The organism is Streptomyces europaeiscabiei, from assembly GCF_001550375.1.
Lineage (GTDB): Bacteria > Actinomycetota > Actinomycetes > Streptomycetales > Streptomycetaceae > Streptomyces > Streptomyces europaeiscabiei.
Map to the genome: position 1 here is coordinate 1 of NZ_LRTR01000799.1, position 11,112 is coordinate 11,112.

The 11,112-nt window shown below is 69.9% G+C and carries 12 protein-coding genes and 1 pseudogene; 6 read left to right on the forward strand and 7 right to left on the reverse strand.

Annotated features, from left to right (window positions below):
• The 4 genes and pseudogenes from AWZ10_RS39195 to AWZ10_RS51940 form a co-directional block, all read right to left on the reverse strand.
• Window positions 1–364: pseudogene (locus AWZ10_RS39195) on the reverse strand (degT/DnrJ/EryC1/StrS aminotransferase); the annotation flags it as partial.
• A gap of 210 nt (window positions 365–574) precedes the next feature.
• The gene (locus tag AWZ10_RS39200; protein WP_060893425.1) at window positions 575–1,450 is read right to left on the reverse strand and encodes a RimK family alpha-L-glutamate ligase; all 876 of its coding nucleotides are present in this window, start codon (window positions 1,448–1,450) and stop codon (window positions 575–577) included.
• Window positions 1,447–1,635, reverse strand: a complete 189-nt coding sequence (locus AWZ10_RS39205) for a hypothetical protein (protein WP_060893426.1) — start codon at window positions 1,633–1,635, stop codon at window positions 1,447–1,449. Before AWZ10_RS39205 ends, AWZ10_RS39200 begins: the two co-directional genes overlap by 4 nt.
• A 366-nt stretch (window positions 1,636–2,001) precedes the next feature.
• The gene (locus AWZ10_RS51940; RefSeq protein WP_159015028.1) at window positions 2,002–2,148 is read right to left on the reverse strand and encodes a hypothetical protein; all 147 of its coding nucleotides are present in this window, start codon (window positions 2,146–2,148) and stop codon (window positions 2,002–2,004) included.
• 140 nt (window positions 2,149–2,288) lie between these two features.
• Between AWZ10_RS51940 and AWZ10_RS39210 the strand changes: the two genes are divergently transcribed.
• Window positions 2,289–3,305 carry a LuxR C-terminal-related transcriptional regulator gene (locus tag AWZ10_RS39210; RefSeq protein WP_046703915.1) on the forward strand — a complete coding sequence of 339 codons (1,017 nt, stop codon included), beginning with the start codon at window positions 2,289–2,291 and terminating at the stop codon, window positions 3,303–3,305.
• A gap of 85 nt (window positions 3,306–3,390) precedes the next feature.
• On the opposite strand, the gene AWZ10_RS39215 is transcribed toward AWZ10_RS39210, so the two are convergent.
• On the reverse strand, window positions 3,391–4,446 hold the full coding sequence (locus tag AWZ10_RS39215; protein WP_046703903.1) for an esterase-like activity of phytase family protein: 1,056 nt from the start codon (window positions 4,444–4,446) through the stop codon (window positions 3,391–3,393).
• A 60-nt stretch (window positions 4,447–4,506) separates the two neighbouring features.
• The gene (locus AWZ10_RS39220; RefSeq protein WP_173531475.1) at window positions 4,507–5,412 is read right to left on the reverse strand and encodes a serine hydrolase; all 906 of its coding nucleotides are present in this window, start codon (window positions 5,410–5,412) and stop codon (window positions 4,507–4,509) included.
• 354 nt (window positions 5,413–5,766) lie between these two features.
• Between AWZ10_RS39220 and AWZ10_RS39225 the strand changes: the two genes are divergently transcribed.
• Window positions 5,767–6,015, forward strand: coding sequence for a hypothetical protein (locus AWZ10_RS39225; protein ID WP_060893427.1), 249 nt, complete (start codon window positions 5,767–5,769; stop codon window positions 6,013–6,015).
• Window positions 6,016–6,090: 75 nt separating this feature from the next.
• Window positions 6,091–6,456 (forward strand): DUF4180 domain-containing protein, encoded by a 366-nt coding sequence (locus tag AWZ10_RS39230; RefSeq protein ID WP_046703906.1) that lies wholly within the window; start codon window positions 6,091–6,093, stop codon window positions 6,454–6,456.
• Here AWZ10_RS39230 and AWZ10_RS39235 read toward each other — a convergent pair.
• A complete protein-coding gene (locus AWZ10_RS39235; protein WP_079104627.1) occupies window positions 6,402–7,841 on the reverse strand; it encodes a phosphatase PAP2 family protein in 1,440 nt (479 codons plus the stop codon). The genes AWZ10_RS39230 and AWZ10_RS39235 overlap by 55 nt on opposite strands.
• 311 nt (window positions 7,842–8,152) lie before the next feature.
• Here AWZ10_RS39235 and AWZ10_RS55580 point away from each other — a divergent pair, with 311 nt between their 5' ends.
• The 3 genes from AWZ10_RS55580 to AWZ10_RS39250 all read left to right on the forward strand — a co-directional run.
• A complete protein-coding gene (locus AWZ10_RS55580; protein WP_060903271.1) occupies window positions 8,153–8,368 on the forward strand; it encodes a hypothetical protein in 216 nt (71 codons plus the stop codon).
• Between the two features lie 284 nt (window positions 8,369–8,652).
• Window positions 8,653–9,456 carry an endonuclease I family protein gene (locus AWZ10_RS39245; RefSeq protein ID WP_046703907.1) on the forward strand — a complete coding sequence of 268 codons (804 nt, stop codon included), beginning with the start codon at window positions 8,653–8,655 and terminating at the stop codon, window positions 9,454–9,456.
• A gap of 155 nt (window positions 9,457–9,611) precedes the next feature.
• Window positions 9,612–11,112: ArnT family glycosyltransferase (locus tag AWZ10_RS39250; RefSeq protein WP_208618634.1), on the forward strand; the 1,501-nt coding region annotated here is incomplete at its 3' end.

Genomic DNA, 11,112 nt, shown 5'->3' on the forward strand with positions numbered 1-11,112 from the left:
GCGCGCCGGCCCCCGCGGCCAGCTCGCCGAGCCGGTCGGCGTTGGCCGGGTCCAGCGCGATGTGGTCGTACGCCGGCGGCCCGTCGTACGCCGTGACGCGCACGCCGAGCCAGGCCAGGAACGCGGCGGTCTGCGCGTCCGGCTCCGCCAGGGCGACGCTGTCCCCGTGGCCGATCCCCTGACCGGCCAGCGCGGCATGTATCGCCCCGGTACGGCTGTTGAGCAGAACGGCTCTGCTCCGCCTCGTCTTCTTCGTCAGCAGCCGTTCCAGACCGGGCAGCTCCCGGTCACTCTTCTCGATGCTCATCACCACACCGGAGGTGAGGACGCGGGTGAGCACGGTGGAGGTGTCGAACAGTTCCATGTGGTGGTCTCTTCTTCCATGTGTGTCTGCGGGTGAATGGGGGTCGGTCGCGCAGTTCCCCGCGCCCGCAAGAGCCCACGGCCTCTGCTTTTTCAGGGGCGCGGGGAACCGCGCGACCAGCCCCCACCGGACCCGCAGACGGAGGGGGAAGGGGCGCAGCCCCTCGGACGGGACGGGTAGGGGCGGCGGGGGCGAGGAAGAACGCCGCGGCTAGACCCCGGCGGGCACAGCGAGCCGCTCGGCCACATACGCCGCATACAGGCCCGCCACATCCACCCCGTGCATCGCGGACGACTTGGCGAACTCCGGATTCGCGTTCACCTCAAGGACCAGCAGCTCCCCGGCGACCCGGTCCTCGACCAGATCCACCCCGTAGAACCCGGGCCCCAGCACATCCACCACCCGCTGACACAACTTGTCGATCTCGGCGGTCACCTCGACCCGCTGGACACGAGCCCCCAGGTGCGTGTTCGTCCGCCAGTCGTCCGACACCCGTTGAATCGCCACCACGGGCGTCCGTCCCACGACCACGACCCGCAGATCGTGTCCCGGCTTGTCGACGTACGCCTGCACGACCACGGGAAACAGCTTCCCGGTGGCGTCCGCGGACTCCCGGCCCCCGGCCCACGCCTCGACACACTCCGCGTTGGCCATCTTGGTGACCCCCCGCCCCCATGACCCGCTCACGGGTTTGACGACGGCCGGCATCCCCAACTCCCCCACAGCCGACCGCACCTGGTCGTAGCTGAAGGCGTGCCGGGTGACCGGATGCGGGATGTCGTGGCGTGCGAACAGCAGTGACTGCAGTCCCTTGTCGTTGCACGCCTCAATGACGGAGGACCGGTTGAAGGTGGTCACCCCGGCGTACTCCAGCCGCCGGGAGACGCTGATGGCGTCCCGGTGGGACAGGTTGCGGATCACGGCGAGAGCGGGCGGGCCGCCGGTGCGGCCCGCCACGACGTCCGCCAGATCCTCCATCAGCAACGGCCGGGCCGTCAGTCCCTCGGCCCGCAGCGCCCCGAGGAGCAGTTTCTCCTCGGGCCGCAGCATCGTCACCGAGAGCAGGACCTCATCGGCGGTCGTCACTCGCCCCAGTCCTCTTCCACCTCGGGGGCGAGATCGAGACGCGCACCGGCGGCGGACCTCTCGACCACCTCGTGCTCCTGGCCGCAGGCCGTGCACTCGGTGATCTCCCCCTTTTCCCAGTCCTCCTGGACCTCGAATTCGGTGTCGCACACCAGGCACTTCGGTGCGACAATGGCGGTGGTCATTTTCCTCGGTCTCCCTCGTTGGTTCAATTTGAAACCGACCTACCGGAACCCATGAACGGCAGGCGGAATTCACCGGACATCGAATGGATGTCGATCCGGCCGGACGGGTCCCCGTCAACCGCTTTCTCTGCGAACTCACACACTCGGCGCCCGACCTGACAATCCGTCAGTCACAGCCCTCCGGGTGCGAGCGTTGCGTGAGCGCCCGGCGAGCACCGCGTGAGCATCGGGCGAGCGCTGCGTAGGTGTACGACGAGCGCTGCGTGAGCGTCGGACGGGCGTCACGCGAGCACCGCGTGATCGCCCTACGAGATCTACGCGCGTTTACGTGGGCTGTACCCGCGTTGACGTGGTCGGCGCCATGGATCAGGGCCAGCCGGGGTCACCCGGGGCGTTGGACGCCTGGGCGTTGGCGACCGTGGTGCGCTCCGCCGTCCCGGCGGCGGCAGAAAGGGTCAGCACCGCGGCGGCGACAAAAGCGAGCGCCCCGGCCAGTCTGCGCATGTACTTCATTTCCCGTATCCCCCAGAAGAATTCTCGGACTTGCGGCTCTCCGCCGCTGCCCACATGAAGAGCATGCCGTGGTCCGCCGGTTGCCGGAAGCGATTGAAGGGGTCATGATCGTGCACTGCAGGAATCTGAAGGGGGCGGGCATGTGCGGAGAGTCGGACATACGCGGGGGCGCCAAGACCCATGCGGTGGTTTGCGGTGAGGGCATCGAGTTCTATCGCACCGCCCTGCTGGCGGGAAGGGTCCCGCGCGCGGACGCGCCCGGGTGTGTGGTCGCGTTCGGACTCGTGGCCCCCGCGGTGGACGACCCGGAGTCGCTGGTGCCCATCCCGCCCTCGGTGGCGACCGCGGCGCTGGCCCACCCGATGGAGCGGCTGATCCTGGAACAGCGGCAGGCCCTGGCCGCCGTACAGGCGTCGATGTCGCAGGCGGAGAGCGTCTACCGCACCGCCCGCCGCATGGAGAGCGAATCCTCCCAGCGCCTCACGCCCGCACCGGCGATCACCGCCGCCCTGGACGAGGCGATCCGGGGCACGAGGAACGAGCTGCTGACCGCGCACCCGGGCGGCCGACGCCCCGAGGAGGTGCTGCTCAAGGCCCTGCCGCGCACGCTGGAGGCCCACCGCAAGGGCGTCAAGCAGCGCACGCTCTACCAGCACACCGTCCGCGCCCACGGCCCGACCCTCGACTACATCAAGCAGGTCACCGACCTGGGTGTCGAAGTGCGCACGGTCGACGAGGTCTTCGACCGGATGATCATCTGCGACCGGGCCCTGGCGTTCATCCCGGACATGGGCAAGGACCACGGCACGCACGCCCTCAAGGTCACCGACCCCGGCGTGGTGCACTTCCTGGTCTCGGCCTTCGAGTACGCCTGGGAGCGGGCGAAGCCGGTCGTCTACGAGCACGACCAGCAACGCCCCCCGCTCCTCACCGACGAGACCCGGCTGCACGTGCTGCGCCTCATGGTCGACGGCTACACCGACGCGGCCATCGCCGGCCGGCTGGGCATCAGCGCCCGGACCGTCGCCAGCCACCTCAAGAAGGTCGGCGACCTGCTCGGCAGCAACAGCCGCGCCCAACTCGCCTATCTCACCGCCAAGAGCGGCCTGCTGGAGGACGGGGCGCCGGCCGATTGCGACTGCGAGCGGCAGAGTTGACGAGCGCTCAGCGGCGTACGGGCGAGGGCGGGGGCTCGGGCCACCCGGACCGAGGCGGCCGGGGCCACCACGGGACCGGAGGAGTTCAGGCCACGCGGACCCGGAGGAAGTAGAACCGGGTGGTCTGTACGGCGTTCTGGTTGTCGTCGCTGACCAGCACCACGTTCAGCCGTCCCGGCCCCCGCCCCCCGGACCGCGAGGACCCGGTGACGGCCATCCCCTCGATGTTGTCGAGCAGCGGATTCGGCTGGGGCTGCTTGGCGGTGGCGCCGAGGGAGGGGCAGTTCACGAGGTCGGCGAGGAGGGTCTTGCGGACGAGCCGTACGCCGTCACCGTCCTGCCCGGTGAGGACGTCGACGCCGCCGGTGTCGGTCGCGCCGCGCGTGTCGGCGGCGTAGAGGCGGACCGTGTTGCCGACCCCGGCGGTGAAGCCCCGCTCCAGCACCAGCAGCCGCCCGCCCGGGAGGCCCGCCACCTCGACGACGCCGAGTCCGGTGTCGGTGCGGTAGCCGTACTGGGCGGAGAGCCTGAAGTCCCGTGCGCCGCCCTGTCGTTGCCAGGTCTGGAAGCGGACGGCCCCGGCGGTGTCGCCGCTGAGCGCGCCCTCCATCGAGGCGAGCAGGGTGCGCCCGCCGGGCAGGAGGGTGAGCCCCTCGAAGGTCTGGTTGGCGACGGCCCGCCCGGCCGGGGCGACCTTCAGCGCCTCGGGCACGGGAAGGCTGCCCAGGAGCCGCCCCCGCCGGTCGTACCGCCGGACGGACGGCTCGGTCTCGGAGGTGACGAGCCGGGTGCCGTCGCGGTCGACGGCCAGCCCTTCGGAGTCGAGCGCGGCACCGGTCTGCGTGGCGAGCGGGACGACGCCCCTCGGCCGGAGCGTGCGGCCGTCGAGGGTGAAGAGGGAGGAGCGGTCGGAGACGGCGAGGAGCGAGCCGTCGTGGTCGACGGCGAGGCCGGAGAGGTTCCCGACGAAGGTGCCCTCGTACGTCGTCTTGTCGAGGGCGTCGGAGTACGCCTCGACCGACACGGACGACGAACAGGCGTGGCTCCGCGGCGAGTCGGCGTGGACGGGCCCGGCGGCGGCGAAAGTGGTGGCCGCCGCCAGGCCCGCGGTGAAGGTCGCGACGAGGCTTCTGAGAGGCATGGCGTCACGGTAGGACGACGCCGGTGATCCACGGATGGCCTCGCCGTGAACGTCCGGAGATCAGCCGCTGCCGGTCCCGGCCTCCGGCACCGGCACGGTCGCCTCCTGGGGCCGGTCGGTGGGCACGTACCGCTCCACGCTCGGCGCACCCGAGGCGTTCTTCGCGACGGGCACGAGATCCTTGTGGATGGCCTTGGCGACGCCCTGGATGGTGTTGACCCCGTACTGCATGTCGGGGTTGCCGTGGGTGAGGACGGTGATCGTGTAGTCCCGCCCGCCGCCGACGAACGTGCCGACGCTGTGCACCCGCCAGCCGTGCGTGGCGCGCGACAGCCACCCGTTCTTGACGTGCACCTTCACGGTGGAGGGCGCCCCGGCGGGGGTTCCCCAGCGCTGCCCGGCGACGACCTTGTTCATGAGCTTGAGGACGTAGGCGCGGGCGTTGTCGCTCAGGACGCTGTTCTTCGCGGTGAGCAGCGCGAGCAACCGCTGCTCGTCCCGGACGGTGATCTGGGTGAGGCCCCAGTAGTTGTTCGCGCCCGGCTTGGTCTGGGTCATCTTGGCGGCGGTGAGGAACGCCTTGATCTTGGTCAGTCCGAGCTGCCTCCACAAGGTGCTGGTGGAGTCGTTGTCCGACTTGGTGATCATGGCGGTGGCGAGCTTGGTCTCACGGTCGGTGAGATAGCGGTTCTTCTTCTTCGCGTCGTACAGCAGCGCGGCGAGCACCGTCACCTTCACGACGCTGGCCGAGTCGAAGGCCGTGTCGCCCCGCAGCGTGCAGGTGGTGTCGGTGACCCGGTCGTACAGCCCGACCGCCACCGTCCCCTTCCGCTTCGCCAGCGCGGCCGTGATGTCCTTCTGCAGCTTCTCGGCCAGTCCGGCCTGCTTCGACGTACAGGTGACCCGCGGCGTCGGTGCCGCGGCGGCGGCCGGCGCGAACGCCGTGGCCGCCGACGTCACGATCATCCCCGCCCCGATCCCCGCAGCGACCACACGTGTCCGTCTGGACGTACGCGACACCCGGGATACCCCCGATATCCGGTGAGTCATCAAACCCTTCCCATCCCCTTGAGCGACTGGAACCCGCCCCTGGCGGGCTCACCTCAGTCGACTCGCAAGTATGAGCGATGGTTGTACGTGCGTTCGCAGAACTGGGGATTCATATCGGGGCGAGGCCATGGGCATGAAGAAGGCACGGCAAGTACGACACTGGACGATCACGCCAGGGCCGGGCGACTGTACGCCGCCCTGAGGGCGCTACACCTCCTCGCGGCCCCCTCCGGAACACCGCCCGGGCCGGCAGCGCCCCCACCGAAGGATGTGCCCGCCCGCCTGGTGGGCGTCGAACTGAAGTCGCTGCACGAGTACCTAGTCACGGCCAGGGCCCAGGGCGGCGATCGATGGGCCGCGGTGGTCGAGGTGTACCACGAGATACCGGAGCTCTTCCCGGCACCGAGGGTGCCCGGCACCACCATGAGCCCCGGCGAACAGCGGTCGTTCATGGGGGCGTACGAGGAGCAACTCCGCTCGTACAAGGCGAAGTTCGGAAAGCTCGTCCCGGCGGAGTGAAGTCGTCCCACAGCGTCCCGAGGCCGGCAACCGCCCTGCGGCCTCGCGAGAACCCGGGCAGTAGCCTCGACACCCATGACCACCACCCTGCAGACGATCCACGACGTGTCCGTCCTGATGTGCGCCCCCGAGGGCGAGGCGATCGCCCGGGAGAGCGACGCCCTGGATCTCATCGGCAACGCCGGGTACCAGGGCGCCGCCTGGGTCGTCGTCCCCGTCGAGCGTTTCGACGGGGCGTTCTTCGAACTGCGCACCCGTGTCGCCGGCGACATCATCCAGAAGTTCGTCCAGTACGGCGTCGGCCTCGCCGTCATCGGCGACATCTCCCGCCACACGACCGCCAGTACATCCCTGCGGGACTTCGTCCGTGAATGCAACCGCAACCGTCAGACGTGGTTCTTGGCCGATGTCGACGAGCTGCGGGAGCGACTGAAGGGCTGAGGAACACGCACCAGTTCCGGGTGCCGTTCGGGATGCCGTTCGGGGTGCGCCTCCGGCTGCCGCTCCGGCGCGGCCTCCGTCGCCCACCGTCGGTCGATCCGTACGTAGCCGTAGACCACTGACGCCATCATCAGCAGGAGGAGCGGCCCGAACACCCACGGGTGTCGGGCCATCTCCAGCGACAGAAAGCGATACGCCAGCAGGAGCGCGACGAACACCGTCGCACCGTGGACGACCAACCGGATTCCCGACCGGTCCCAGCCGCGGTCCAGCGTGCGCAGGGCCGCCTCGATGGTGACCGTGAAAACGACACCGGCGATGAGATCCACGCCGTAGTGGTAGCCGAATCCCAGCGTCGCGGCGAGTGTGGCGATCAGCCAGAACGTGCCCGCGTATCGCAGAAAGCGTGGCCCGCCGCGGGAATGAATGAAAATCGCGGTGGCCCACGCCGTGTGCAGACTGGGCATGCAGTTGCGAGGCGTGATCTCGTCGTACGGCATCGAGTGCGGGGCGCCGATCGGCGGCGGTGTGTCGGGCCACAGGTTGGCCAGCGCCCAGTGCTCGCCGCCGGTGCCGAAGGCGCCGGGGCCGTAGGCGAAGACCGGTCCGACCACCGGGAAGATCATGTAGATGCCCGGCCCGAGGAGGCCTATCACCAGGAACGTGCGCACCAGGTGGTGGCGCGGGAAGCGGCGCACGGCGGCCACGTGACGCAGCTGGTAGAGCGCGACACAGACCGCGGCCACCGCGAGCTGGGTGTAGATCCAGTCGAGGAGATGGGAGCCGATCGGGCCGGTGGCCCTGACCATCCGGCCCACCAGCCACGACGGGTTGCCCAGCGCGTGGTCGGCGGTCGCCAGATACGGGTCGAGCACCGTCGGGCGGGTCTTGGACGTGATCAGCAGCCAGGCGTCGCCGGTCTTGCGCCCGGCCACCAGCAGCAGGCCCAGCCCGACACCCTTCAGCAGCAGCGCCCGTTCACGGCCGGTGCGGCGCGTGACGGCGATGACCGCACAGCCCAGAAGCACCCACAGCGCGCCGTTGCCGAACATCATCTTGGCGTCGAGAACCCACCGCACCAGAAAGAAGACGACGTCGATTCCGATCGCGACACCGGCCGCTATGAACCGTTGCCGCCAGGTGAGCACCACCATCAACAACGCCATACTGGCGTACAGCAGCGGCCCCGACTTGGGCGCGAACATCACCTCTCGCGCCTGGTTGGTGATCGGCCCCGGCAGGCCGTAGCCACGAGAGGCGACCTCCAGCGCGAGAATGAATCCGACGGCCGCGACACTCACCGCGGCCAACAGAATCACCCTCGGTCGGCGCCACCTGGTGGACACGAACGCGCTTCTTATTCGCGGGAGCACCCGCGAGACCATGGATATCAACTATCCGGCCGTTGTCTTATTCGGTTGGCCGGGTCTCTTCTTGGTGGGCAGCATGGCTTTCCGGTGTGTGGTGTGGGCGGGTGGACCGGGTCACGGCGAGCGCGATCACCCCTGAGAAGACGGACGACCGCCCCTTGAGGTTGCTCGCTGCCGGATAAGCGGGACGCCACGCCGTCCGTTCTTGTCATCGGACACGACCCGCAGGCGGTACCCGGCGTCGACGGGGAGGCGCTGCGTGCGGCCCCTCGACGCGGAGTTGGCCCGGTTCGGCGCCCACGGCCGCCGCCGCGGCGGCGGCGGCCGTGTACGACGAAGCGGCCGAGCCCACCGTCGTCGCGGCCCTGACCGTGCGTCCGTGGGACGTGGTGGCGGTCGGCGAGGGGATCCGCGAGGCGGAGCCACTGCTTCCGCTCTTCGAGCAGGTCGTCAACCTGATCCGCCTCCACTCTCCCCAGGTCGCCATCGTGTTCGACACCAGCATCGCGGACAGCTGCGAGACAGCTGGGCGCCGCCTGTGAACTCCGGCGGCCGGCCGCCGGCGCAACCGGCGAAACACGGGCGCAGCACGCCTGATTCCGCACGTCAATTGGGGTCTCCCCTTTCGTCGGAGCATGCCGAAGAGACTGGGGGCACGGGGGTTGTGCCGTTAGTCATAACGTCACCGAATCGCCTTCCCTTCGTAACACACGGACTGACCCGTCCATGCCAATCTCTCGGTTACCCACACAGTCAACCCGCGTAGAACGAGGCTCCCCGAACCAACTCCTCGTGCTGCGCGGCCCTCTGGGAAGGGACACCCCTCATGCCCGCTGCGCGGATACGCAGTTGGAAGTCGGTCGCGCTCGCGACGTCGGCCGTGCTCGTCGGTATCGTCCTCCCGGCGGCCACCGCCAGCCCCGCCTCGGCGACGACGACCGCCTACGACAGCACGTACTACAAGAACGCGGTCGGCAAGACCGGCACGGCCCTGAAGTCCTCCCTGCACACGATCATCACCCCCCAGACGAAGCTGTCTTACTCGGCCGTCTGGGAGGCCCTGAAGGTCACCGACCAGGACCCGAACAACAGCAGCAACGTGAAGCTGTTGTACAGCGGCATCTCGCGCAGCAAGTCCCTGAACGGCGGCTCGACCGGCAACTGGAACCGCGAGCACGTGTGGGCCCAGTCCCACGGCGACTTCGGCACCTCCGCCGGCCCGGGTACCGACCTGCACCACCTGCGCGCCGAGGACGTCCAGGTCAACGCCCGGCGCGGCAACCTGGACTTCGACAACGGCGGCAGCACCTTCACCAACAGCGGTGGCAGCCTCGTCGACTCGAACTCCTTCGAGCCCCGCGACGCGGTCAAGGGCGATGTGGCCCGCATGATCCTCTACATGGCCGTCCGGTACGAGGGCGACGACGGCTGGCCCAACCTGGAGCCCAACGACCTGGTCACCAACGGCGGCAGCCGCTTCCACGGCCGCCTCTCCGTACTGAAGACCTGGAACGACGAGGACCCGCCGGACGCCTGGGAAGAGCGCCGCAACGACCTCGTCTACAACAACTACCAGGGCAACCGGAACCCGTTCATCGACCACCCGGAGTGGGTCGAGGCGATCTGGTAGACGTCGGCCGAGCGCGGCGAGCCCCCGGCCCGGTGCGGGCCGGGGGTTCGCCGTTCGCACTGCGCCACGCCCCTTTACCCGCCCCTGCCCGGATTCACAGGCAGTTGCCAGGCATGCCACAGTGCGCGCCCATGCCGCCACCGCACGGTGCAGTGGTGACATCTGCCACCGACCCACGTCCCCACACCAGCGACAGCGCCGAGCCGGCCGCGACCTCGTCGGCGCCCGCCTCCGAGCCGCCACCGCCCGCCACGCCCGTACGGCCGCCGGAGGCCGCGCCCCGCTGGTCGCTGCCCGCCCTGCTCGGGATCATGGTCCTCGCGGCGGTGCTGTACTCCTGGAACCTGTCCTCCTCCGGCCTGAACAGCTTCTACAGCGCGGCCGTGCTGAGCGGCACACAGAGCTGGAAGGCGTGGTTCTTCGGCTCGCTGGACGCGGGCAACTTCCTCACCGTCGACAAGCCGCCGTTCGTGCTGATGGTGATGGGCCTGTCCTGCCGGGTGTTCGGCTTCGGAACGTGGCAGATGATGGCCCCGCTGATCGCCTCGGCCCTCGGCACCATCTGGATCCTGCACTCCTCGGTGAAGCGCGTCTGGGGCCACGGCGCGGCGGCCGTCGCCGCACTCGTCCTCGCCCTCACCCCCATCACGGTCGCCATCAACCGCGACAACAACCCCGACACCCTCCTCGTCTTCCTGATGGTGGCGGGCGCGGCCCTCGCCCTGCGGGCCGTGCACAACGGCAGGCTGCTGCCGCTCCTCGGCTCGGCCGCCTGCTTCGGCCTCGCGTTCAACACCAAGATGCTCCAGGGCTACATCGCCCTGCCCGCCGTCTTCGCCGTCTATCTGTACGCGGCGAACACCGGCCTGGTGAAGCGGATCGTGAACCTGCTGCTCGCGGGCGTGGCCCTGGCCGTCTCCAGTTTCTGGTGGGCGGCGGCCGTCTCCCTCGTACCCGCCGACGAGCGGCCGTACATCGGCGGCTCCACGGACGGAACCGCCTGGAACCTGATCATGGGCTACAACGGCCTGGGCCGGATCCTCGGCGGCGAGGGCAACGGCGGAGGCGGGGGCGGCGGCGGAGGAGGCTTCTCCGGCACCGCGGGCCTCGGCCGCATGTTCAACGACGTCCTCGGCGGCCAGATCTCCTGGCTGCTCCCCTTCTCGGCCATCGCGCTGATCGGCGGCCTGGTGCTGTGCGGCCGCGCCCCGCGTACGGACCTCACGCGCGCCGCGCTGGTGATGTGGGGCGGCTGGACCGCTCTGCACCACCTCACCTTCAGCCTCGCCGAGGGCACGATGCACCCCTACTACACGACCGCGCTCGCCCCCGGCATCGCGGCCCTCTGCGGGGGCGGCGGCCTGATGCTGCTGCGCGCCTTCCGTGCGGACAAGCGGTGGCTGTGGGTACTGCCGGCCGCGTTCGCGGTCACCGGCGTGTGGGCGGTCGTGCTGCTGCGCCGGGCGACGGACTGGAACACCTGGCTGTGGCCGGCCGTCGCGGTGGTCATGGTGGCCGCGGTCGTGGGCCTGATCGTCTTCCGCTCCGACGGCTCCGGCAACCGCGTACGGCTGCTGGCCGCCTCCCTCACCGCGGCGGTCGTCGCCTCGGTCGCGGGCCCGGCCGCGTACGCCGCCACCGAGCTGTCCGCCACGG